Consider the following 24,615-nt stretch of genomic DNA (forward strand, 5'->3'; position numbering starts at 1 on the left):
GGCCGGTCAGTCCTTCCAGGATTCGGGGTCTGACGTGCGGGAATGGTGCGCGGTCGGTTCCGGGGCGGTCAGTTCGGTACGGGCCAGCCGCGCGGCCAGGCCGACGAGGTCGGTGCCGGCCAGCCGGGGCAGTGCGCAGCCGGAGAGGGTCCGGCAGGCGTCGCGCCAGGTGCCCGGGACACCGGACGCCCCGCCGAGCGCGCCGGTCAGCGCGCCGGTGAGAGCGGGGGCCGAGTCGGCGACGCGGGAGAGACAGGCGGCGGCGGGCACCGCCTCGGCCAGCCGGCCGCCACCCGCGATGGCGAGGGCGAGCGCCACGGGAACCGTCTCGGCCGCGGCGATGCCGTAGCTGTAGACGTGATCGACGATCTCGTGCTCCAGGGTGGGCACGAGGACGAACGCGTTGCCGGGGCGGCTGGGGTGGTCGGGGCGAGCGGAGCGATCGGGGTGGCTCGGGTGGTGCGGGTGGCTCGGAGGAGCGGGGGCTGTGCTGAGACCGGAGACGTGATCGGAGTGCGGGCCTTGGCCGGTGCTGGGGCCGGAGTTGTGGGCGGGGCCGGAGCCCGCGCCGGGGCCGGAGCCCGCGCCAGGATCGGAGCCGTGGCCGGGGTGGCCGGTGGTCACGGTGCGGGCGAGGCGCACGGCGTGCAGGGCGTTGCGGCGGATTTCCGTGCCCTCCGGCAACTGGGTCAGTGCCACCTCCGCGCAGGCGTCCGCCGGGGCGCCGCCGAGCGCCGCCGCGACCGCCGCGGCCATGGCGCGGGCGCCGTACACTCCGTCACCGTCCTGGGTGTAGCGCGCGTCGAACTCGGCCAGCTCCGCGGCGGCGAGCGGGTTGCCGGGGTGCACGACGGCCAGGACGCAGGCCCGTACGCATGCGGCGTCGTCGAAGTAGTGCGGATTGTCATGGCCGGTGGCGGGCGGGCGCAGCCCGGCGGCGAGATTGCCGAGCCCGGCCCGTACCGAGATGCGGGCGCGCAGCGGGAGCACCGCCGACTCCACCTCGGGTGCCCGCTCGGCGGCTGCGGCGATCTCGTCGGCCAGCGCGTTCCACGCGAGGTCGAGGGCGGTACGCAGCCGGCGGTCCCGGCCGAGGTCACTGAGCGGCGCGCCCGCGGCGGTCAGTACGGCCTCGGCGGTGAAGGCCGCCCACTCGGCGTCGTCCGACGGGCCCAGGCGCAGCGGCTCGGGCGGCTGGTTGAGCGCGATGGGCACGGGCAGGGTGGTGGTCGCGTTCTGCTCGGCGAAGGTGTCCAGCTCGCGGGTCAGCCGCCGCGTCCACTCGGGCATCCGCGCGGCCCGGTGCCGGGCGGCCGGCCACCCGGCGGCGTCCCCCGCGGCCAGCCCGAGCAGCAGCCCCTCGATACGGCGGGGGTCCGCGGCGCCGTCGGGCGGGGGACCGGTGGCCCGGCCCCTGGCGGCACACCGAGCCGGAGCGTCGCCGTGCGCCGCCGCAGCGGGCCGGGCGCGGGGTGTCGGCGGCTGCGAGCTTCCGGGTGTCGGAGGCTGCGTGCTCCCGGGTGGGGGAGGCGGCGTGCTTCCGGACGGGGGCGGGTGGGCGTCGGGTGGTTGTACGCCGGGTGGAGTCGCTGAGCGGTGCCACCGGTCGACGGCAGCTGCCGTACGGGTGCGTGGTGCCGTAAGTGCGGTGTCCGCGACGGCTGTTGGGTGTGCGCGCTCCCGGGGCGGGAGAGGGCCGCCGGTCGGGAGGGGGCCGGGCATCGGGAGTGGTTCGCGGGTCATGATGCCGTCACCTCGTCGGACAGGGGAGTGAGCAACTCGGCGATGTCCAGGACGTGGTAACCCGCCATGGACGGGAGGCAGCTGCCGCGGGCCGGGCCGATGGCCCGGGCCCAGTGGTCCGGGACGGCACCGGCGCCGCCCAGCGCACCCGCCAGCGCACCGGCCACCGCCGCCGTCGTGTCGGCGTCCCGGCCCATGTTGACGGCGGTCAGCACCGAAGCGGGGAAGTCGCCGCGGGACGCCGCGAAAGCGCCGAAGGCCAGGCCCACCGCCTCGGGTGCGAGGTCGGTCCACGGATAGCCGCCGATGACGACGGCGGAGCGGACCGCCCGTTCGGTGCCGAGCCGGGTGCTGCCCGGGGTGAGCCGGGAACGCTGGGCGGCGGCCACCGCGCGGCGCAGTGAGCGGGCGGTCCAGGAGTCCTCGGGCACCACGGACAGCGCCGCGGCGATGACGGCGTCCGTGGACCCGGACACCATGGCGGCGGCGACCCCCGCGGCCACCGCCCGGCCCCCGTAGATGCCCTCGCCGTCGTGGCTGACCGTGCCGTCCACGGCGACCAGCCGGGCGGCCTCGGCGGGGCGGCCGGCGGCGAAGACGCCGAAGGGGGCGGCGCGCATGGCGAGGCCGTCGCTCCAGGCGTGCCGGTGCTGGGCGGAGATCGGGGCGGCCAGGCCCCGGCGCAGGTTCTCCAGGGTGCCGCGTTCGCTGAAACCCGCGCCGCGGAACGGGCCCTCGTCCAGGTCGGCGATCCACTGGTGCCAGGCCGCCTCGACATGGGCCACGGTGAGCGACGAGCCGTGCTCGGCCAGCATCAGCCCGGAGAAGATGGCGTACTCGGTGTCGTCCGTGCCGACCGGGTCGTCGGTCACGAAGCCCTCGATGCGGCCCCAGCGTTGCCGGATCTCGGACGGTTTCATGTTCTCCGCGGGAGCGCCGAGGGCGTCCCCGACGGCGAGACCGAGCAGCGCGCCGCGCGCCCGCTCCCGCAGATCGGCGGAGCACCCCGCGGGCCGGGACGGCGGGACGGTGCGCAGCGGCGGACGCCGGGCGGACGGGGGGCTCGGGAGCGGGAGGTGCAGTGCGCTCATGTGGGTGCCGATCTGTTGATCCGAGTGCGTGCGGGTGCAGGCGCAGGTCGGTGGAAGCGTGAGTCCGGGGCGCGGGTTGCGGGTTGCGGGTTGCGGGATGCCGAATGGCGGGTGCGGGGGTGCGGGGGGCGGGGGGGGGCGGGCGCGATACGCGGGTGTCCCAGGCGGCCGGGACCGGTGGCCCGACGGCGGTTCAGGCTCGTCCAGCCGCCATGCCGGCCCGGTCCCCGGTCACCCGCCATGCCGGCGCCCGGTCGCTCCGCATGCCGGCCCCCGGCAGGCACCCCGCAGGCCGGCCCTCGGCACCCCGCAAGCCGGCCCCCGCCCACCCCTCATATGGAGGCGGCAGCCGGTGCCGAGGACGCGCGGACCCTCAGGCGCGGCATGACGGTCTCCCGGCGGGCCGGGGCGCGGGGTGCGCCGACGGGCCCGCGCAGCCGGTCCAGCAGCATGCGGGCGGCTGTCCGGCCGCGCTCGGCCGAGCCGAGGTCCACGCTGGTCAGCGGCGGCCAGCCGGCGCGGGCCAGGACCGTGTCGTCCATGCCCACCACCGCCACGTCGTCCGGGATGGACCGGCCGCGCGCGTGCAGCGTCTGTGAACCGCCCAGCGCCAGCTGGTCGTTGGCGCAGAAGACGGCGTCGATGTCGGGCCGGGCGTCGAGCAGGCCGTGCAGTGCGGCGGCGCCCGCCTCGACGGTGAAGTCCGTGGTCGCCGTCAGCTCGGGCTCGGGGCGGAGACCGCAGGACTCCAGGGCCGTGCGGTAACCGAGGGCGCGGTTGCGGCCGGGGACCGTGTCGGCGGGGCCGTTGACGAACGCGATGCGGCGTCGGCCCGTCTCGACGAGGTGGCGCACCGCCATCTCGGCACCGGTCACGGAGTCGGCGCGGACGCTGTCCACGAGCGGGCCGTGCGGCATGTCGTCGGGGAGCGAGCCGATGACGACGACCGGGCGCGCGGCCCGGGCGAGGGCGTCCAGATGCCGGGGTGTGATGCGGATCGGGCACAGGACCAGCCCGTCGCTCGTACGGTCCGCGAGGCTGTGCAGGACGGCGAGTTCGTCCTCGACGACGGCGTCGGTGGAGTGGAGCAGCAGGCGGTAGCCCGCCGGTTTCATGACGGCCTGTATCTCGCGGACCATGGAGACGTACGCCGGGTTGCCGATGTCCTGCATGGCGAACGTGACCTGCATGGCGCGGCCGCCCTTGAGGGACCGGGCCACCGCGTTGGGGACGTAGCCCAGCTCGGCGGCGGCCCGCTCGACGCGGGTGACCGTGTCGGGACGCGCGCCGTGCCCGTTCAGCACCCGCGACACCGAGGCGATGGACACACCGGCCCGCACCGCGATGGTCTCCACCGTCGGCGCTCCGCCGGGCCGCGCATCCGCACCACCGCCCAGCGCCCCGCCCGTACCACCGCCGTTCCCCGCAGCGGATACCCGACCGCCTCCCGTCCGGCTTCCGTCCACCCCGCTTCCGTCCGCCCGGCCCCCACTCGCCCCACCCCTGCCCGCCCGCTTCCCCATCCCCGGTCCCATCTCCGCCGCCCCCTCACGCATCGGCTACTGAAAACGTTTACAGAATCCCGCCTCCGTACCCCCGCCGCACTGAGGTTTTCCGCAGTTTTCTGTACGGCTTTCCGCACCCCGCCCCGTCCCCGCGCTGTGATCCACCCCTCACCCGCCGCCACCGCATCCGCAAAACCGCAGGTCAGCGGGGTAAGTTCGGCCTTCCTTGCTAGCGCGGCGGGGCAAGTGACGCATAGCGTCGAGGTGTTGGAGGGGGAAGCGCCGAGATCGGCCCACACCTCGCAAGAAGGGAACGGGTCCCCACATGTCCGTCATGGAAGTCATGGACGCCTCGGCGCCCACGCACATCGCCCACCGCGACAATCACACCCACCGCGACGTGAACGGCGGCTGGCTGCGCCCCGCCGTCTTCGGCGCGATGGACGGGCTGGTGTCGAATCTCGCGCTGATGACCGGCGTGGCGGGCGGCGCGGTCTCGCAGCAGACCATCGTCATCACCGGCCTGGCGGGCCTGGCGGCCGGTGCCTTCTCGATGGCGGCCGGCGAGTACACGTCGGTGGCCTCCCAGCGGGAGCTGGTCCTCGCCGAGCTGGACGTGGAGCGGCGCGAGCTGCGCAAGCACCCCACGGACGAGCTGGAGGAGCTGGCCGCGCTGTACGAGTCGCGCGGTGTGGAGCCGGAGCTGGCCCGCGAGGTGGCCCGGCAGCTGTCGAAGGACCCGGAGCAGGCGCTGGAGATCCACGCCCGCGAGGAGCTGGGCATCGACCCGTCCGACCTGCCGTCGCCGATGGTCGCCGCCGTCTCGTCCTTCGGTTCGTTCGCGCTGGGCGCCCTGCTGCCCGTGCTGCCGTACCTGCTGGGCGCCTCCCGGCTGTGGCCCGCGGTGCTGCTGGCGCTGGTGGGGCTGTTCGGGTGCGGTGCGGTCGTGGCCCGGGTGACGGCCCGGTCCTGGTGGTTCAGCGGGCTGCGGCAGCTGGCCCTCGGCGGGGCCGCGGCGGGTGTGACGTACGTCCTGGGCGCACTGTTCGGTACGGCCGTAGGGTGACGCCCGGTGCAGCGCTATGCGGGTGCTCGCATAATTAAAGTGTTACTTGGCGGTTTCATGCCGCCGGGGGCCGGGCATAAGGCCCAGGCGCTGCGGGCAATGTCGCCTGCTCGGAAACGACGCGCACGGCGCCGGTGGTGGCCGATCCGTCCGCCCGCGCCATCGATCCACCGTCACGAGCGGTGTCCGCATGCTGGAAGGCTCTATCCGCTTTTCGAGAAGCGAGCCATCCTGTAACCTGCACGAAATTTCGCGGAGGGCCAACGTCGTCCCTCGGCACCAGACATGCCACGACGACGTTGGGAGAGCCGATGCGTTCCGCGTCCACGCACTCCGCGACCACCGGCAGCGCCGGCGCCGCCTGGTCGCCCATGGACGGGCGCCCCGCCCCGCAGGGAATGTACGACCCCCGCAACGAACACGACGCCTGCGGCGTCGGCTTCGTGGCGACCCTCACCGGTGAGGCCGACCACGCGCTGGTCGAGCAGGCCCTCACCGTCCTGCGCAACCTGGAGCACCGCGGTGCCACCGGCTCCGAGCCCGACTCCGGTGACGGCGCGGGCATCCTGCTCCAGATTCCGGACGCCTTCCTGCGCGAGAGCGTCACCTTCCGGCTCCCCGAGGCCGGCGCGTACGCCGTCGGCATCGCCTTCCTGCCGTCCGTGGCGGAGGACGCCGCGGCCGCCGTCTCACGGATCGAGACGATCGCGTCCGAGGAGGGCCTGGACGTCCTCGGCTGGCGGGTCGTCCCGGTCGCCCCGGAGCTGCTCGGCAACGGCGCCCGCGCCACGATGCCCGCCTTCTCCCAGCTGTTCGTCGCCGACCGGCACGGCAAGGACACCGGCCTGGCCCTGGACCGCAAGGCGTTCGTGCTGCGCAAGCGCGCCGAGCGCGAGGCCGGGGTCTACTTCCCGTCGCTGTCCGCGCGCACGATCGTCTACAAGGGCATGCTGACGACCGGGCAGCTGGAACCGTTCTTCCCGGACCTGTCCGACCGCCGCTTCGCGACCGCCATCGCGCTGGTCCACTCGCGCTTCTCCACCAACACCTTCCCGAGCTGGCCGCTGGCCCACCCGTACCGCTTCGTCGCCCACAACGGTGAGATCAACACCGTCCAGGGCAACCGGAACTGGATGCGGGCCCGCGAGTCCCAGCTCGCCAGCAAGCTCTTCGCGGACGCCACCGGCAACAGCGACAACCTGGAGCGCCTGTTCCCGGTCTGTACGCCGGACGCCTCCGACTCGGCGTCCTTCGACGAGGTCCTGGAACTGCTGCACCTCGGCGGCCGGTCGCTGCCGCACTCGGTGCTGATGATGGTCCCGGAGGCGTGGGAGAACAGCCCCTCCATGGACCCGGCCCGGCGCGCCTTCTACGCGTACCACTCCACGATGATGGAGCCCTGGGACGGCCCGGCCTGCGTCACCTTCACCGACGGCACCCAGGTCGGCGCGGTCCTGGACCGCAACGGCCTGCGCCCCGGCCGCTACTGGGTCACCGACGACGGTCTGGTGGTGCTCTCCTCCGAGGTCGGCGTGCTGGACATCGACCCGGCCAAGGTCGTCCGCAAGGGCCGCCTGCAGCCCGGCCGGATGTTCCTGGTGGACACCGCCGAGCACCGCATCATCGAGGACGACGAGATCAAGGCGCAGCTCGCCGCCGAGCACCCGTACCAGGAGTGGCTGGACGCGGGCCTGATCGAGCTGGCCGACCTGCCCGAGCGCGAGCACATCGTGCACACCCACGCCTCGGTCACCCGCCGCCAGCAGACCTTCGGCTACACGGAGGAGGAGCTGCGCGTCATCCTGGCGCCGATGGCCAAGGCCGGCGCCGAGCCGATCGGCTCCATGGGCACGGATTCGCCGATCGCCGCCCTCTCCGAGCGCCCGCGGCTGCTGTTCGACTACTTCACCCAGCTGTTCGCGCAGGTCACCAACCCGCCGCTGGACGCCATCCGCGAGGAACTGGTCACCTCGCTGATCTCCTCGCTGGGCCCGCAGGGCAACCTGCTGGAGCCGACCGCGGCCTCCTGCCGCAGCGTCATGCTGCCCTTCCCGGTGATCGACAACGACGAGCTGGCCAAGCTCATCCACATCAACGCCGACGGTGACATGCCGGGCATGAAGGCCGTCACCCTGTCCGGCCTGTACCGGGTCTCCGGCGGTGGCGAGGCACTGGCCGCCCGGATCGCCCGGATCTGCGCCGAGGCCGACGCCGCCATCGAGGACGGCGCCCGCCTGATCGTGCTCTCCGACCGCCATTCGGACGCCGAGCACGCGCCCATCCCGTCCCTGCTGCTGACCGCCGCGGTCCACCACCACCTCATCGGCACCAAGCAGCGCACCCAGGTCGGCCTGCTCGTCGAGGCCGGTGACGTGCGCGAGGTGCACCACGTCGCGCTGCTCATCGGGTACGGAGCCGCCGCCGTCAACCCGTACCTGGCCATGGAGTCCGTCGAGGACCTGGTCCGCGCCGGTACGTTCCTGCCGAAGGACACCGACCCCGAGGCAGCGATCAGGAACCTGATCAAGGCGCTCGGCAAGGGCGTCCTGAAGGTGATGTCCAAGATGGGCATCTCCACCGTCGCCTCCTACCGGGGCGCGCAGGTCTTCGAGGCCGTCGGCCTGGACCAGTCCTTCGTGGACGCCTACTTCCACGGCACCACGACGAAGATCGGCGGCGCCGGCATCGACGTCATCGCCAAGGAGGTGGCCGCCCGGCACGCCAAGGCGTACCCGGCCACCGGCATCGCCGCCACCCACCGCGCGCTGGACATCGGCGGCGAGTACCAGTGGCGCCGCGAGGGCGAGCCGCACCTGTTCGACCCGGACACGGTCTTCCGCCTCCAGCACTCCACCCGCTCGCGTCGCTACGACATCTTCAAGCAGTACACGGACCGGGTGAACGAGCAGTCCGAGCGCCTGATGACGCTGCGCGGCCTGTTCTCCTTCAAATCCGACCGCCCCGCGGTGCCGCTGGAGGAGGTCGAGCCCGCCTCCGAGATCGTCAAGCGCTTCTCCACCGGCGCGATGTCGTACGGCTCCATCTCCCAGGAGGCGCACGAGACCCTCGCCATCGCCATGAACCAGCTGGGCGGCAAGTCCAACACCGGTGAGGGCGGCGAGGACCCGGAGCGCCTGTACGACCCGGCACGCCGCTCCGCGATCAAGCAGGTGGCCTCCGGCCGGTTCGGCGTGACCAGCGAATACCTGGTCAACTCCGACGACATCCAGATCAAGATGGCGCAGGGCGCCAAGCCCGGCGAGGGCGGCCAGCTGCCCGGCCACAAGGTTTACCCGTGGGTGGCGAAGACCCGGCACTCGACGCCGGGCGTGGGCCTGATCTCCCCGCCGCCGCACCACGACATCTACTCCATCGAGGATCTCGCCCAGCTGATCCACGACCTGAAGAACGCCAACCCGCAGGCCCGCATCCACGTGAAGCTGGTCTCCGAGGTCGGCGTCGGCACGGTCGCCGCGGGCGTCTCCAAGGCGCACGCGGACGTGGTCCTCATCTCGGGACACGACGGCGGTACGGGCGCCTCCCCGCTGACCTCCCTGAAGCACGCGGGCGGCCCCTGGGAGCTGGGCCTGGCCGAGACGCAGCAGACGCTGCTGCTCAACGGCCTGCGCGACCGCATCGTCGTACAGACCGACGGCCAGCTCAAGACCGGCCGCGACGTGGTCATCGCGGCCCTGCTGGGCGCCGAGGAGTACGGCTTCGCGACCGCGCCGCTGGTGGTCTCCGGCTGCGTCATGATGCGGGTGTGCCACCTGGACACCTGCCCGGTCGGCATCGCCACCCAGAACCCGACACTGCGCGAGCGCTTCAGCGGCAAGGCCGAGTACGTCGTCAACTTCTTCCAGTTCATCGCGGAGGAGGTCCGCGAGCTGCTGGCCGAGCTGGGCTTCCGGTCGCTGGACGAGGCGATCGGCCACGCCGACCTGCTCGACACCTCCAAGGCCGTGGACCACTGGAAGGCGCAGGGCCTGGACCTGGCCCCGCTGCTGCACGTGCCCGAGCTGCCCGAGGGCGCCGTACGCCACCAGATCGCCGTCCAGGACCACGGCCTGGAGAAGGCGCTGGACAACGAGCTGATCAGGCTGTCCGCCGACGCGCTGGCCGCGGACACCGCCGAGGCCGCGCAGCCGGTACGGGCCCAGGTGGCGATCCGGAACATCAACCGGACCGTCGGCACCATGCTCGGCCACGAGGTGACCAAGAAGTTCGGCGGCGCGGGCCTGCCCGACGACACCATCGACATCACCTTCACCGGCTCGGCCGGCCAGTCCTTCGGCGCGTTCCTGCCGCGCGGCATCACGCTGCGCCTGGAGGGCGACGCCAACGACTACGTCGGCAAGGGCCTGTCGGGCGGCCGGATCGTGGTCCGCCCGGACCGCGGCGCCGACCACCTGGCCGAGTACTCGACCATCGCGGGCAACACCCTCGCCTACGGCGCCACCGGCGGCGAACTGTTCCTGCGCGGCCGGGTCGGCGAGCGGTTCTGCGTCCGCAACTCCGGTGCCACGGTGGTGTCCGAGGGCGTCGGCGACCACGGCTGCGAGTACATGACCGGCGGCCACGCCGTCGTCCTGGGCGAGACCGGGCGCAACTTCGCGGCCGGCATGTCCGGCGGCATCGCGTACGTGATCGACCTGGACCCGGCCAACGTCAACCCTGAGCTGACCGCCGCGGTGACCACCGAGCTGGACGCCACGGACCGGCAGTGGCTGCACGACGTCGTGCGCCGCCACCAGGAGGAGACCGGCTCCACCGTCGCCGCCAGGCTGCTGGCCGGCTGGGACGCCGCGCTGACCCGCTTCAGCAAGGTCATTCCGGCCACCTACCAGGCAGTGCTCGCCGCCAAGGACGCCGCCGAGCGAGCCGGGCTCTCCGAGTCCGAGACCCACGAGAAGATGATGGAGGCGGCGATCAATGGCTGACCCCAAGGGCTTCCTGACCACCGGCCGCGAGGTCGCCAAGACCCGGCCCGTCGCCGAGCGCGTCAAGGACTGGAACGAGGTCTACGTCCCCGGTTCGCTGCTGCCGATCATCAGCAAGCAGGCCGGGCGCTGCATGGACTGCGGCATCCCCTTCTGCCACAACGGCTGTCCGCTGGGCAACCTCATCCCCGAGTGGAACGACTACGCCTACCGCGAGGACTGGACGGCCGCCAGCGAGCGGCTGCACGCGACCAACAACTTCCCGGAGTTCACCGGTCGCCTGTGCCCGGCCCCGTGCGAGTCGGCGTGCGTGCTGGGCATCAACCAGCCGCCGGTGACCATCAAGAACGTCGAGGTCACCATCATCGACAAGGCGTGGGACAACGGGGACGTCACCCCGCAGCCGCCCGAGCGCCTGTCCGGCAAGACCGTCGCCGTCATCGGCTCCGGCCCGGCCGGCCTGGCCGCCGCCCAGCAGCTGACCCGGGCGGGCCACACCGTCGCCGTCTACGAGCGCGCGGACCGGATCGGGGGACTGCTCCGCTACGGCATCCCCGAGTTCAAGATGGAGAAGCGCCACATCAACCGCCGTATCGAGCAGATGCGGGCGGAAGGCACCAAGTTCCGTACGGAGGTGGAGATCGGCCGGGACATCGACGCCGCCAAGCTGCGCAAGCGCTACGACGCCGTGGTGATCGCGGCCGGCGCCACCACCTCCCGCGACCTGAAGGTCCCCGGCCGCGAGCTGAACGGCATCCACTTCGCGATGGAGTACCTGCCGCTCGCCAACAAGGTGCAGGAGGGCGACCTGACCGTCTCCCCGATCACCGCCGAGGGCAAGCACGTCGTGGTCATCGGCGGCGGCGACACCGGCGCGGACTGCGTCGGCACGGCGCACCGCCAGGGCGCGAAGTCCGTCACCCAGCTGGAGATCATGGGCAAGCCCGGCGACGAGCGGAACCCAAACCAGCCGTGGCCGACCTTCCCGATGCTCTACAAGGTCACCTCCGCGCACGAGGAGGGCGGCGAGCGGCTGTACTCGGTCTCCACCACCCACTTCGAGGGCGACGAGGACGGCAACGTGCAGTGGCTGCACCTGGTCGAGGTGGAGTTCAAGGACGGCCGCCCGGAGCCGAAGCCGGGCACCGAGCGGAAGATCCCGGCGCAGCTGGTCACCCTGGCCATGGGCTTCACCGGCACCGACCAGGAGAACGGCCTGGTCGAGCAGTTCGGCCTGGAGCTGGACGCGCGCGGCAACATCGCCCGCGACGCCGATTTCGCCACCAACGTCCCGGGTGTGTACGTTGCCGGTGACGCGGGCCGCGGCCAGTCGTTGATCGTGTGGGCCATCGCCGAGGGCCGCTCCGCAGCGCGCGGCGTGGACCGCTACCTCGCGGGTGCCAGCGCGCTGCCCGCCCCCATCAAGCCGACGGACCGCGCACTGACCGTGTAACCGTCCCCGGCTCACAGATGTCCCGCACAACGGTGTGCGGAACACCGCGGCGCCTGTCCCCCTCCCCGACCGGAGGGCAGGCGCCGCATTCCTTTCCGTGTCCGCGCACTACTCGCCCACCTGCGTGATCCGGTCGTCGCCCAGCCGTGCCTGTACGTCCTGGAGAAGCAGCTTCAGCAGCTCCCTGAGCTGAGACTGCTGGTCCGGCGTCAGGCCGCTGACCAGTTCCGCCTCCCGGTGCAGTACCTGGTCCACGGTCTGTTCGACCAGTTCGTGGCCGGCCGGGGCCAGTTCCACCCAGACCGTGCGGGGGCGGCCCTCGCCCGCGCGGCGTACCACCAGCCCCTCGCGCTCGGCGCGCGCGACGCGCTGGGAGATCGCGCCGGCCGTCACCATGGAGCGCGCCGCCAGCTCGCGGGTGCTGAGCGTGTACGGGTCGCCGGCCCGGCGCAGCACGCTGAGCAGGTCGAGGGTGGCGGTGTCCACCCCGGCGCGGGCCAGTACCCGGCGCCGGTCGTCGCCGAGCAGCTTGGCCAGCTGCCAGACCGGCGTGACGATCCCGATGGCCGAGACGGGGGTGCCGGGGCGCTCGCGTTCCCAGGCGTCGGCGATCTCCTGGACGGGGTACGGGGCGTCCGTACTTGCCATGGGCCCTCCTGACGGTGTTACGTTTAGACCTAAATTTAGACCTGAATGAATGACGTCGGGAGCTACCTTATGTCACGCACCATCCTGGTCACCGGCGGCGCCACCGGTATCGGCCTGGCCGTCGCCCGCCACTTCGCCGAGCAGGGCCACGCGGTCACCGTCACCGGCCGCCGCCCGGCGCCCCTGGAGAAGGCCGCCGAGGAGACCGGCGCCCGCGCGGTCGTCTGCGACCACACCGACCCCGCCGCGCTGGCCCGCCTCCTGGCCGAACTGCCCGAGTCGATCGACGTCCTGGTCAACAACGCCGGCGGCAACACCGACCTGGACGACGCGCCGGGGGACGACCTGGCCTCCTACGCCCGGGCCTTCCGGGCCAACCTGGACGCCAACCTGCTCACCGCCGCCCTCACCACCAAGGCCGTCGAGGCCCGGCTCGCCCCGGGCGGCGCCGTGGTGCACATCGGCTCGATCGCCGCGGACCGGGGCGCGGGCTCCCTGGGCGCGTACGGCGCGGCCAAGGCCGGGCTGACCACCTGGAACCTCGACCTGGCGAACGCGCTCGGCCCGCGCGGCATCACCGCCAACGTCGTCTCGCCCGGCTACATCGCGGATACCGAGTTCTTCCGGGACCGGCTCCCCGACGAGCGCCGCGCGCAGCTGGTGGAGGAGACCGCGACGGGCCGCGCGGGCCGGCCCGAGGACATCGCGGCGGCCGTGGCCTTCCTGGCGTCCGAGGGGGCGCGGCACATCACGGGGCAGGTGATCGGCGTCAACGGGGGCGCGCACAAGACCCGTTGAGCGGGCGGGCGGACGCGGGCCCGGGGCCGGCCAGGGGGTCAGTTCCCGGCCTCGTCCGCCCGGGACGTGCCGCCGCCGGTGTCCCCGTCCCGGTCCTCCTCCTCGGCGAGGCGGGCCGGGAAGCCGCCCGTGGCGATCGGCCCCCACCGCAACGGCGTCACCCGGATCAGCGACTTGCCCTGCTTGAGCATCGCGGCACGGTACTCGTCCCAGTCCGGGTGCTCGCCCGCGATGTTGCGGTAGTACTCGACCAGCGGTTCGACCGAGTCCGGCGCGTCCACGACCTCCGCCTCGCCGTCCACCTGCACCCAGGGGCCGTTCCACTCGTCGGACAGCACGAGCACGCTCACCGAAGGGCTCCGGCGGGCGTTGCGCACCTTGGCGCGCTCCGGGTACGTCGCCATCACCAGGCGCCCGGAGTCGTCGACGCCGCACGTCAGGGGCGATGCCTGCGGGGTGCCGTCGGAGCGGCGGGTGAGCAGGACCGCGCGGTGCCGCGGGCGGACGAACTCCAGCAGGCGGTCGAGATCCACACGGGTGTTGGTGGCGATGGAAGGGCTCATACGGGCGAGCTTAGTGCTGGACCGCGGGGAGGCACCGGGCTGCCTCGGCCGGTGGCGACGGCTCGGGCGGCGGTCTGTCGTGTGCGTGCTATTGACTAAAAGTCAGTCCGCGACGACGCTGCTGGGCAGCCGTCGTAGCCGCATCCCGGGAGGACCGGTGGGTACAGACCCAGGTACAGACGCACGTGCCGGCGCGGGCCCCGACTTCCCGGCCCTGCGGGAACTGGCCGAAGCGCTCGGCGCTCCGCCGCCGCCCGGCCTCGCCGCCGCCGCACCCGCGGAACTCGCCCTTCTGGCACGCGCGGTGCGCACCCGCCGGGAGAGCCACGCCGCCGGTCTCAACGACGCGGCCGAAGAGGCGCTGAAGCTGGTGCCCGCCCTCGCCCGCGGCCCGGTACGCCGCATCCTCTTCCGCTAGGTCCGCCGGCTCCGCTAGGGCCGCCAGCCCCGCCGTTTTCCGCAGCTCCGGCAGCTCCGGCAGCTCTGCCAGCTCCGCCAGTCCTCCTGATTCCGCCGACCGGACGGTGACCCCGATGGACACGCTCAGCAACCGCGCCGAGGCGCAGAAGATCGCCCAGCTGCTCGACGTCCTGCCGGAACAGCTGGACTTCCTGCACGGGCTGCCCGCCGAGGACGTACGGCAGCTCCGTGCCCGTACCGTCGACGCGCTCTTCGACGACGTACCGGACATGCTCGACCGCATCGCCGCCGCCACCAAGCTCGTGCCGGCCGGGGTCGCCGCCGCGATCTCACAGAAGGCGCTCGGGCCGCGGCTCGCCGCCTCCGTGGCCGGGCGGCTGGAACCCGGGCGCGCCGCCGACATCATCGAGAAGCTGCCGGTCGCCTTCACCGCCGAGTCCTGCGGCCACCTCGACCCCCGCCGCATCGCCGGAATCGTCGACCGGCTGGACGAGGACCTGGTGGTCCGCATCGCCGTCGCGCTCGCCGAGCGCGGTGACCACCTGACGATGGGGCGCTTCGTCGGCCATCTGCGCGAAGGCGCACTGGAACGCATCCTCCGGCTCATCGACGACGGCGTGGTGCTGCGCGTCGGGTTCTTCATCGACATGCCCGAACGCCTCGACGCCATCCTCGACCTGATGGGGGAGGAGCGGCTGGCGTCGGTGGTGGCCGCGGCCGGGGACGGCCGGTGGCCGGAGGCGCTGGCGGTCGCCGGGCTGGCCGGGCCCGAACGGCGCGCCCGGATAGCGGCCCTGGCCGCCCGCCAGGACCCCGTACGCCTGGACGGACTGGTCCGCACCGCGCACGAACAAGGACTGTGGGAGGCGCTGCTGCCGCTGGTGGCGCTGCTGTCCGAGGAGGACCGGCGCGCGGTCGCCGCGCTGCCCTCGCTGCGCGACGCCCAGGTGCTCGGCGCGGTCGTGCGGGCGGTGGTGGCGACCGGGCTGTGGGCGGAGTTCCTGCCGCTGGTGGACGTGCTGCCGCCGGAGTCGCGCAAGGCGGTGGCGGACGCGGCGGGTACGCTGCCGGACGCGGAGCTGGACGCGATGGTCCTGGACGTCGAGAAGCGGGACCTGTGGGACGCGGTGCTCCCGCTGGTGGAGCTGATGGACGAGCCCGCCAAGGAGCGGGTGTTCGCGCTGCCGGCCTTCCAGGAGCAGGGCCGGGACCGGTAGGAGAGCAGGGCGGCAGGGCCGGACCAATCGGCCCGGCGGTGCGGCGCGGGGCGTTCGCTGTGTGCTCAATACGCCCTCGGCGCAAAGCGGATGGCCTCGCGGGGCCCGCCCGTTAGCGTCCGTGTCATGGATGCCTCTCCGGACACCACAGCGCCCACGGCCGCCGCCCCCGATGCTTCACCCGACCCGTCCGACACCGGCCCCATACCCATCACTCCGGACATTTGGCACGTGCCGTTTCCGGTGGGCCACGTCTATCTCGTCCGGCTGTCCGGCGGCGGCTACGCGGCCGTCGACACCGGCGTACCGGGCTCGGCCCCCGCGATCCTGGACGCTCTGGCCCGTATCGGCGGACGGCCGGACGCGCTGCGGCAGATCGTGCTGACCCACTACCACGTCGACCACATGGGGTCCGCCGCCGACCTGGTGGCCGCCACCGGCGCCCGCGTCCTGGCGGGCGCGGCGGAAGCCCCGTACATCCGCGGCACCGCCTGCGAGCCGCCGCCCGAGCTGTCCCCCATCGAACAGGCCCTGCACGAGCAGGCCTTGGCGGCACTGGCCGCGGCGGGCACACCGCCGCTCCAGTCCGTACGGGTGGACACCGAACTCCACGACGGCGACACCCTCGACGACTGGCCGGAACCGGCCCGCGTCCTGCACGTTCCGGGCCACACGCCGGGCAGCACCGCGCTTCACCTGCCGACCGCGGGAGTGTTGTTCACAGGTGACAACATCTGCGTGGGTCCGGACGGCCGGGTTCTCCTGGGCCCCTTCAACGTCGGCCGGGACCAGGCCATCGCCTCCTTCCGGCGGCTGGCCGCGCTGCCCGGCGTGGACACCCTGTGCGTACCGCACGGCGCCCCGCTCCGTACGGGCGCGGCGTCCGCCCTCCAGGCGGCCACGCCGGAGACCGACTGGCTGTGAGGCCGGGACGGCGCCCGGCCGCCTTCGCCGGGGGCGGGCGCCGAAGTCCGCGGGGGCAGGAGGACAGAATGGGGCCGGTGCGCTGCCCGAACCGCGGCGCCGGACACGACAGAAAGGCCCCGCCATGCAGTTGCACACCCACGAGTGGGGAACCGGCGACCGGGTCGCGGTCCTGGTCCACGGCATCATGTCGGACCACCGCACCTGGCGCCGGGTGGGCCCCGAGCTGGCCGACCGCGGTTACCGGGTCATCGCCGTCGACCTGCGCGGCCACGGCGCGAGCCCGCGTGGCCCGTACGGCGACACGCTCTTCGCCGACGACCTGGTGGAGACCCTGCCCGCGGAGGTGGAGCTGGTGCTGGGGCACTCGCTCGGCGCGATGGCGCTGTCCCTGGCGGTGGAGCGGCTGCGTCCGCGGCGCGCCGTCTACTCGGACCCGGCCTGGACCCTCGGCAACACCGAGCTGCCGATGGACCCCGCGCTGTTCGTCGAGTTCAAGCGGGCCTCCCCGCAGATGCTGCGCAGCTTCAACCCGCGCTGGGAGAAGGCCGACATAGAGCTGGAGCTGGCGACGATCGACGCCTGGGACCCGGCCACCGCGCTCGCCCTCTCCGGCAGCCACTTCAAGGAACGCATACCGGAGCGGGCGGTGGTGCCCTCCCTGGTGCAGGTGGCCGGGGAGGGCTTTCTGTTCACGGAGGGGGACAAGGAGCGGGTGGCGGCGCGCGGCTTCGAAGTCCGTACGGTCGAGGGCGCCGGGCACACCATCCACCGTGACGATTTCGAGGGCTTCATGAAGTCGCTGGACGGCTGGATCTAGCCGGCCGGCGTGCCGCGGCGCCGGGGGAGTCCGCAGCGCCTGCCGGAATTGCCGCTGAATGTTCAAAGTTGCACCACTTGGCGTATGGCCGGAAGTGGTGGCGGGGCACCGGTGTGGTGCCGGGGTGTTTTGCCGCGCTCGGCGACGGCTGATTAGGGTGTGGTCCGTGGTAGTGGCAACCACCCGCCCCGGCCTGCGGACCGGCGTCCCGAAACCCCCTGAGGCAGCACGACGATGACCGAACCGGCGACATCGGCCCGATGCCCTGCCGCCGCGCCGGAGCGCCCCGGACCGGTCTCCCCGCCGCCCACGCGGCCGTTCCCCGAGGACCGCATCACCAGCCTCGTCCTGAGCTACCGTCAACCGCTGTTACGGTACGTCACCGGCCTGCTGCCCGCCGATCCGCAGCGCGCTGAGGACGTCGTCCAGGAGACGCTGCTGCGTGCCTGGCTGGAAAGCGACGTCTCCCGCGTCCGCGACACCCGGCGCGAGGCCGGGTGGGAACCGGGGCTGCCCTGGCTGTTCAAGGTCGCCCGCAACGTTGTGATCGACTGGAGCCGGCGCGACAGCTCCCGGCCCGTGGTCCCGACCGGGCTGCCGCCGGAGACGGCCGGCCCGGCCGACGAGGTCGCACGCGTCGTGGAGCGGACGCACGTCGTCGAGCTGCTCGCCCAACTGTCCCGCCCCCATCGAGAGGTTCTGGTGTACACATACCTGCTCGGCTGTTCCGGCCGCGACACGGCGCACGCGCTGGGCATACCGCCCGGCACGGTGAAGTCCCGGCTGCACCACGCGATGCACCACCTGCGGCGGGCCGCCGCGCCCGAGGTCGGGGAGCGCGGATGAGCGGCGCGGGCCCCGCGGCGCCGCCGGGCACGGCGGCCGTCCCGGCACCGGCGCAGTCCCCGGTGCCGCTCGCCCTCGGCATGCCGGACCGCACCTCGTGGCTGATCCTGATCGGCTTCCTCGTCGCGCTCATCCTGATCCTCTGGCTCATCGGCCGCGCCGTGCGCAAACAGGGCGGTTTCCGCCGCACCTGCCGCCGGATCGGCTGGGAGGTCCGGATGACCGCGCGGGCGTTCACCGCGCCGCTGCGCGCCTACCTGCGCCACCGGCGCTGCGCCCGGACGCTGGCCGCGTACTTCGCCGACCCGGCCGCGTACGACACCTCGCGTGCCGCGCTGGACCGGGCGGACGCGGACGCGGGCGACGGCTGCTACGCGCCGACCGTCCAGCTGGCGCAGACCCGCGACCGGGTGCGCGTCGTCGTCGCGGGCCGCGACCCGGCCGGTTCCGCCGGTCCGGTCCTGCCCTGGGCGGACGCGGCGGACGAGCCGGGGGAGTGGACCTGGTCCGCACCGGCCGACGCGGTACGGGGACGCCCGGCGGGCCACGGCCGGGCCGTACGGCTGCCGCTCGTCCTGGGCGTGGACCGCAAGGCGCCGGGCGTGGTGCTCGTCGACTGGCTGCGCGGGCCCGCCGCGCTGGGCGTCGAGGGCGACCCGCGGGTGTCCCGCAGCGTGCTCCAGGCGCTGGCCGCGCAGGTGGACCGGCTGCCGGACGGGCCGCCGGTCCTGGTCACCGCCGGTGTCCACCCGCGCTTCCCGGGCCGCTCGCTGGACGACGTCCTCGCGGAACTCGCCGCACGTCCGGAACCCGAGGTCCCGGACGGGGTGACGGTGCCGGTGGTGGTCTGCTGGGCGCCCACGCCCGAACAGGCGGCACGGCTGGCGGAGCTGTGCGCCCGGGGACGGGCCCGCGCGCTCGTCGGCGGCCGGCTGCCGGGCGCCTGCTGGGTCCTGCACGCCGAGCCGGACGGGCGGCTGCTCGGCCCCGGGCCGCGGGTGGACGTGGAGTCGCCCGCACTCGGCCGGGCCGTGGCCCGCGCGGTACGGCGGCGGCAGCCCGTGCCGTACTGCGTGCTGCCGGGTGCCGGTACGGATACGGGCACGGACCAGGGAACGGCCGCCGGTCCCGGCACCGCGGCCCGGCCCGTACGGGAACCGGCGCCCGCGCAGCCGGACTTGCGGAAGCCGGAGCCTGCCCCGGCGACGCGCACGCCGGAGCCCGCGCCGGACCCGCGCACGCCGGACCTCGCGCCGGACCCACGTACGTCGGCCCCCGTGCCGGACTTCAGTGAGCCGATGCCCGCCCCGGGCTTCGGCGAGCCGATGCCGCAACCGGCGGCGGCCGCCCGCGCGCCCGAGCCCGGCCCCGCCGCGGCGCCCGCGCACGCGGACCACGGCGGCGACCGGACCCGCGCGGACGACGCGCCCCGCGAAGCCGCCGCCCCGAACGCCGACTTCACCGAGCCCGAGCCGGACACCGCCGCCCAGGCCCCGGCCTCCGCCCCGGCCCCGGCACCCAAGGCAGCCACGCCCGCCCCCCGCCCGGCCGACGCCCCGGCACCCCCCTCCGGCACCGCCGGCGCCGACTTCGCGGAGCCGGACCTGGCCGAGCCCGGGGCCGCCGCGCCGCCCGGCCTGGCCGGGGTGTCCGCCGCCTCCGGCACCTCCGACGCCGACTCCGACCCCGCCGCCCCCGGCGATCCCCAGGAACGGACTCCTCGTACCCCGTGAGACTCTTCGTCACCATCGCTCCGGCCGCCCCGGAAGCTTCCGCTCCGGCCCGGTCCGGCTCCCCGCACGCCGCCCCGGAGCGGCGCGACCTGGTCCTGCACACCCCGGGTTCGACCACCGTCGGCGCCCTGGCCGCACGCCTCGCCGGGCGGCCCGCGACCGATGACGCGCCGCCCGCGCTCTTCCTCGGCGACCGCGAACTGCCCCCCGAGCTGCCGCTGTCCGCCACCGGCATACGCGACGGCGCCACCCTCGGCCTCGGCGGTCCCGTACCGCCCGAGCCGGACGGCGGGCACGGCCCCGAGCGCCACGAGCTGCCCCCGCCGTCCCGCTCCGCCGACGGCGAGCGGCTGCCGCGCCCACCCCGCGTGGAACTCCAGCTGATCGGCGGACGCGGCGCCGGACGCGTCTGGCCGCTGGACCTCGGTACGCACACCATCGGCCCGGCCGCGGGCAGTTCGGTGCGCCTGACGGGCCGCGACGTGCCCGCCGCCGGCATCCGCGTCACGGTCCGCCCGGACGGCACGGTGCTGCTCGACGCCGGCCCGGCGGCCCGCAAACCCGCGGAGCCCGACGGCGCGGCGCCCGGCGGCACCGCCGCCGCGTCCGCACACCGCACCGACGTGAGCCTGTCCGTGCCCGAGCCGCCGCCCGCCCGGCCCCGCGCCGACGCCGCCCCGCTGCCGCCCCCACCGCCGCCCGAACTGCCCGACCCGTACGCCGACACCCACCAGCCGCTGCCCGAGGGCTGGGTGGAGTGGCCGCTCGGCGGCGAGCTGCGGCTGGGCGAGTTCCTGCTGCGGGTGGCCGAGCCGACCGAGGCGGACGCCGCCGTGACGGCCTCCGAGGACGGCGCCCACCTCGACTTCAACCGGCCGCCGCGGATCGTGCCGCCGCTGGTGCCGGAACGGTTCACCCTGCCCTCGCCGCCGGTACCGCCGCCCCGGCGCACCATCCCGCTGCTGGTGGTGATCGCGCCGATGTTCATGGGCGTCGGCATGGTCGTCTTCCTGCACTCGTACTTCTACTTGATGTTCGCGTTCTTCAGCCCGGTGCTCGCCATCGGCAACTGGATCAGCTCCAAGCGCAGCGGCTGGCGCGACTTCCTGACCTCGGTCGCCAACTACCGCGCCCGCCGCGCCTCGCTGGAGCAGGACGTCAAGGGCATGGTCGACCGCGAACGCGGCCTGCGGGTCGCCGCCGGGCCCGACCCGGCCGCGGCCGGCATGTGGGCCGTCGGTCCCGGCGCCCGGCTGTGGGAGCGCCGCCGCGGCCACCCCGACCATCTGCTGCTGCGCGTCGGCACCGTCCGCCAGGCCTCGCTGCTGACGATCGAGGACAGCTCCCGCGAGGACAACCACCGCTCGGTGAACTGGCAGATCCCCGACATGCCGATCGGCGTGGACCTGTGCGGGGACGGCGTCGTCGGCATCTCCGGCGAGACCGACGCGGCCCGTGCGCTGGCCCGCTGGACGGTGGCACAGGCCGCGATCCTGCACAGTCCGCGCGACGTACGGATCACCGTGCTCACCGACGCGGCGGGCGCCCGGGCCTGGGAGTGGGTGCGCTGGCTGCCGCACGCCCGCCCCGGCGCGGGCGGCGTCGCCGCGCCGCCCTCCGGCGGCCCCACCGTGACCGTCGGCAACGACCCGGAGACGGTGGCCAACCGGGTCTCCGAACTGGTCTCCGCGATCCGCTCCCGGGCCCGTTCCCGGGAGACCGCGATGGGCGGCGCGCTGCTGGCCGAGCCCGACCTCGTGGTGGTGCTCGACGGCGCCCGGCGGCTGCGCGACGTGCCCGGCGTGGTGCAGGTCCTCAAGGAGGGCCCGGCCGTACGGGTCTTCCTGATCTGCCTCGACCAGGAGGAGCGGATGCTCCCCGAGGAGTGCGTCACCGTCTGCGCGGTCGGCGCCCGCGAGGTCACCCTGCGCCGTACCGGCAGCGCCGACCTCACCGGCATCCGCCCCGACCTGGTGGACACCGGCTGGTGCGAGCGGATCGCGCGCGCCCTGGCACCCGTGCGCGACGTCACCCCGGACGGCTCGGACGGCCTGCCGGACCGCGTCAAGCTGCTCGACCTGCTGGGCCTGGAGCCGCCGCAGGCCGCCGAACTGGCCGCGCGCTGGACCAAGCGCCCGGCCTCCACCGGCGTCCTGCTCGGCGCCGGATACACCGGCCCGGTCACCTTCGACCTGGTCAAGGACGGCCCGCACGGCCTGATCGCGGGCACCACCGGCGCCGGCAAGTCCGAGCTGCTCCAGACGCTGGTGGCGTCCCTGGCGGCGGTCAACCGGCCGGACGAGATGACGTTCGTGCTCGTCGACTACAAGGGCGGCAGCGCCTTCGCGGGCTGCGAGCGGCTGCCGCACGTGCTCGGCATGGTCACCGACCTGGACAGCCACCTGGTCGAGCGGGCCCTGACCTCGCTGACCGCCGAACTGACCCGCCGCGAACGCATCCTGGCCGACGCGGGCGCCAAGGACCACACCGAATACCGGGCGATGCGCCGCCGCGACCCCGCGATGGCGCCGCTGCCGAGGCTGCTGCTCATCATCGACGAGTTCGCCACCCTGGCCCGCGACGTGCCCGAGTTCGTGCCGGGCCTGGTCGGCATCGCCCAGCGCGGCCGGTCGCTCGGCCTGCACCTGCTGCTCGCCACCCAGCGACCGGCCGGTGTGGTCACCGCCGACATCCGCGCCAACACCAACCTGCGGATCTCGCTGCGCGTCACCGACGCCCTCGACAGCCAGGACGTCCTGGAGGTCAACGACGCGGTGTCCATCTCCAGCGACACCCCGGGCCGCGCCCTGGCCCGGGTCGGGCACCGCTCGGTGCTGCCGTTCCAGACCGCCTTCGTCGGTGCCGTACGCGACGGCGCACCGGCCACGGCCCCGGACGGCGGGGAGACGCAGCAGGACGCACCGGCGGGGCCGCAGCCCGAGGCCGACGTGTGGACCAGCGAACTCTCCTGGTCGCTGCTGGGCCGGACGGCGGCCGAGCCCGCCGAGGAGACCGCGGACCTCTTCGACGCCATCCAGGAGGCGATGGACGACCGCGACGCGCCGACCGACCTGACGGTCCTGGTCGACGCGGTCCAGGAAGCCGCGGCGCAGCTGGAGATCGAGCGGCAGCCCAGCCCCTGGCTGCCCGCGCTGCCGCACGCGGTGAGCCTGGCCGAACTGCCCGAGCGGCCCGACCCGGCCGACGGCCGCCTCGCGCCGGTCGTCTGGGGACTGGCCGACCTGCCGGGCGCCCAGCGCCAGGAGCCCCTGGAGCTGGACCTGACCCGCTTCGGGCACCTGTACGTGCTGGGCACCCCGCGCTCCGGCCGCTCCCAGGTGCTGCGAACCATCGGCGGCGCGCTGGCCCGGCGGCACTCCTGCGCCGACGTGCACCTGTACGGCATCGACGCGGCCGGCGGCGCGCTGGCGGCGCTGTCCGAACTGCCGCACTGCGGCGCCGTCGTACCGCGCGCCGACCTGGAAAGGCTGGGCCGCCTGCTGACCCGGCTCACCGCCGAGATGAGCGCACGCCAGGAACTGCTCACCTCCCACGGCGCGGCCAACCTCACCGAGCTGCGCGCCCTGCTGCCGCCCGCCGAACGCCCCGCCCACGTCGTCGTCCTGATCGACGGCTGGGACTCGCTGGCCGCCCTGCTCGGCGACCACGACGGCGGCCGTCCGGTCCAGGAGCTGACCGCGCTGATCCGTGAGGGCGCGCCGATGGGCCTGCACGTCATCGCCACGTCCGAACGCGCGCTGATGACCGGCAAGGTCGCCTCGCTCAACGACGAGCGCCTGCTGCTCCGGATGAGCGACCGCAACGAGTACAGCCTGGCGGGCATCCCGCCCAAGCAGGTGCCGGCCGTCGTCCCGCAGGGCCGCGGCTGGCGCGGTGGCAGCGCCACCGAGGTGCAGGTCGCGCTGCTCGGCGAACAGGCCCCACAGGGACAGGGGGCACCGGTCACCGGCCGCGACCAGGCCGAGGCGCTCAAGCGGATCGGGGAGCGGGCCGCGCGGCGCGACCGCGACCTGCCCGCCGCCCGGCGCCCCGCGCGTGTCCTGAGCCTGCCCCGTCAGGTCTCGTTCACCGACGCGTACGAGAAGGTCCCGGCGGCCGACCGGCGCCCGCTGTGGGGCCTGCTCGGTGTCGGCGGCGACGAACTCGGCGCCATCGGCGTGGACTTCGCGGCCGACGCGCCGTCCTTCCTCATCAGCGGCCCGCCCGGCAGCGGCCGGTCCACCGCGCTCACCACCCTCGCGGTGTCGCTGCTGGCCGGCGGCACCCGGGTGGTCGCGCTCACCCCGCGCGAATCGCCGCTGCGGGGCCTGGCGCGGCACCCGCGGGCGGTGGTCATCCAGGACCCCGACCCGCTGGCCGACGAGGTGAGCGCGGCGCTGAACGCCGAACCGGGACCCGCCGTGGTCCTGGTGGACGACGCCGACCTGCTCTCCCAGCTGCCCGCCGCCGACGCGGCGCTGCGCGAGGTCGCCACCACCGGCCGGGACCGCGGCATCGGCCTGGTCGCCGCCGCCACCGCCGAGACGCTGACCTCGGTCGGCATCGGCTGGCTCGGCCTGGTACGGCGGGTCCGCAAGGGCGTGCTGCTCTCGCCGCAGTCGCCGGGCGAGGGCGACATCCTCGGCGTACGGATCCCCTACGACCTGCTGCGCGGGCGGCCGACGCCGGGCCGCGGCCTGACCGTCGACCCGGTCACCGGCGCGCTGGTGTCGGTGCTGGTACCGGAGACGGTGCTGCGCGACGGGGACGCCGGCTGACCGGCCACAGGGCACACACGACGGTGCCCCGCCACCGGACGGGAGGTCCGGCGGCGGGGCACCGTCGTGT

The 24,615-nt window shown here is 74.4% G+C and carries 16 protein-coding genes; 11 read left to right on the plus strand and 5 right to left on the minus strand.

Annotated features, from left to right (window positions below; translation table 11 throughout):
• Positions 1-6: 6 nt before the first annotated feature.
• From ACH4FX_RS15530 to ACH4FX_RS15540, 3 genes are all read right to left on the minus strand, one after another.
• Positions 7-1,290: an ADP-ribosylglycohydrolase family protein gene (locus tag ACH4FX_RS15530; RefSeq protein ID WP_398479065.1), complete on the minus strand. Its 1,284-nt coding sequence runs from the start codon at positions 1,288-1,290 to the stop codon at positions 7-9.
• 449 nt (positions 1,291-1,739) lie between these two features.
• Positions 1,740-2,834 carry an ADP-ribosylglycohydrolase family protein gene (locus tag ACH4FX_RS15535; protein ID WP_398479066.1) on the minus strand — a complete coding sequence of 365 codons (1,095 nt, stop codon included), beginning with the start codon at positions 2,832-2,834 and terminating at the stop codon, positions 1,740-1,742.
• Positions 2,835-3,166: 332 nt separating this feature from the next.
• The gene (locus ACH4FX_RS15540) at positions 3,167-4,189 is read right to left on the minus strand and encodes a LacI family DNA-binding transcriptional regulator (RefSeq protein WP_398479068.1); all 1,023 of its coding nucleotides are present in this window, start codon (positions 4,187-4,189) and stop codon (positions 3,167-3,169) included.
• 484 nt (positions 4,190-4,673) lie between these two features.
• On the opposite strand from ACH4FX_RS15540, the gene ACH4FX_RS15545 reads away from it, so the two are divergent.
• From ACH4FX_RS15545 to ACH4FX_RS15555, 3 genes are all read left to right on the plus strand, one after another.
• Positions 4,674-5,405: a VIT1/CCC1 transporter family protein gene (locus ACH4FX_RS15545; RefSeq protein WP_398479478.1), complete on the plus strand. Its 732-nt coding sequence runs from the start codon at positions 4,674-4,676 to the stop codon at positions 5,403-5,405.
• Positions 5,406-5,716: 311 nt separating this feature from the next.
• Positions 5,717-10,345, plus strand: coding sequence for a glutamate synthase large subunit (gene gltB / locus ACH4FX_RS15550; RefSeq protein WP_398479070.1), 4,629 nt, complete (start codon positions 5,717-5,719; stop codon positions 10,343-10,345).
• The gene (locus tag ACH4FX_RS15555; protein WP_398479072.1) at positions 10,338-11,798 is read left to right on the plus strand and encodes a glutamate synthase subunit beta; all 1,461 of its coding nucleotides are present in this window, start codon (positions 10,338-10,340) and stop codon (positions 11,796-11,798) included. Before gltB ends, ACH4FX_RS15555 begins: the two co-directional genes overlap by 8 nt.
• A 108-nt stretch (positions 11,799-11,906) precedes the next feature.
• On the opposite strand, the gene ACH4FX_RS15560 is transcribed toward ACH4FX_RS15555, so the two are convergent.
• Positions 11,907-12,446: a MarR family winged helix-turn-helix transcriptional regulator gene (locus tag ACH4FX_RS15560; RefSeq protein WP_398479074.1), complete on the minus strand. Its 540-nt coding sequence runs from the start codon at positions 12,444-12,446 to the stop codon at positions 11,907-11,909.
• Positions 12,447-12,515: 69 nt separating this feature from the next.
• Between ACH4FX_RS15560 and ACH4FX_RS15565 the strand changes: the two genes are divergently transcribed.
• Positions 12,516-13,244, plus strand: coding sequence for an SDR family NAD(P)-dependent oxidoreductase (locus ACH4FX_RS15565; RefSeq protein ID WP_398479076.1), 729 nt, complete (start codon positions 12,516-12,518; stop codon positions 13,242-13,244).
• Between the two features lie 38 nt (positions 13,245-13,282).
• Here the strand turns inward: ACH4FX_RS15565 and ACH4FX_RS15570 are convergent, their stop codons facing one another.
• Entirely contained in the window at positions 13,283-13,807 is a 525-nt protein-coding gene (locus ACH4FX_RS15570) for a PPOX class F420-dependent oxidoreductase (RefSeq protein ID WP_398479077.1), read from the minus strand.
• Positions 13,808-13,964: 157 nt separating this feature from the next.
• Here ACH4FX_RS15570 and ACH4FX_RS15575 point away from each other — a divergent pair, with 157 nt between their 5' ends.
• The 7 genes from ACH4FX_RS15575 (at position 13,965) to ACH4FX_RS15605 (ending at position 24,545) form a co-directional block, all read left to right on the plus strand.
• On the plus strand, positions 13,965-14,225 hold the full coding sequence (locus ACH4FX_RS15575) for a hypothetical protein (protein WP_398479078.1): 261 nt from the start codon (positions 13,965-13,967) through the stop codon (positions 14,223-14,225).
• A 115-nt stretch (positions 14,226-14,340) separates the two neighbouring features.
• Positions 14,341-15,444 (plus strand): hypothetical protein, encoded by a 1,104-nt coding sequence (locus ACH4FX_RS15580; protein WP_398479080.1) that lies wholly within the window; start codon positions 14,341-14,343, stop codon positions 15,442-15,444.
• 231 nt (positions 15,445-15,675) lie between these two features.
• A complete protein-coding gene (locus ACH4FX_RS15585) occupies positions 15,676-16,368 on the plus strand; it encodes an MBL fold metallo-hydrolase (RefSeq protein WP_398479082.1) in 693 nt (230 codons plus the stop codon).
• Positions 16,369-16,492: 124 nt separating this feature from the next.
• Complete coding sequence (locus tag ACH4FX_RS15590) at positions 16,493-17,188, plus strand: alpha/beta fold hydrolase (protein ID WP_398479084.1); 696 nt, start codon at positions 16,493-16,495, stop codon at positions 17,186-17,188.
• 234 nt (positions 17,189-17,422) lie between these two features.
• Entirely contained in the window at positions 17,423-18,034 is a 612-nt protein-coding gene (locus tag ACH4FX_RS15595; protein WP_398479086.1) for a sigma-70 family RNA polymerase sigma factor, read from the plus strand.
• Positions 18,031-19,767, plus strand: coding sequence for a hypothetical protein (locus ACH4FX_RS15600; protein ID WP_398479088.1), 1,737 nt, complete (start codon positions 18,031-18,033; stop codon positions 19,765-19,767). The genes ACH4FX_RS15595 and ACH4FX_RS15600 overlap by 4 nt, the downstream gene beginning before the upstream one ends.
• A complete protein-coding gene (locus tag ACH4FX_RS15605; RefSeq protein ID WP_398479090.1) occupies positions 19,764-24,545 on the plus strand; it encodes an FtsK/SpoIIIE domain-containing protein in 4,782 nt (1,593 codons plus the stop codon). Before ACH4FX_RS15600 ends, ACH4FX_RS15605 begins: the two co-directional genes overlap by 4 nt.
• Positions 24,546-24,615: the final 70 nt, after the last annotated feature.

The sequence above is a fragment of the Streptomyces sp. NPDC018019 genome (genome assembly GCF_044327805.1).
GTDB lineage: Bacteria > Actinomycetota > Actinomycetes > Streptomycetales > Streptomycetaceae > Streptomyces.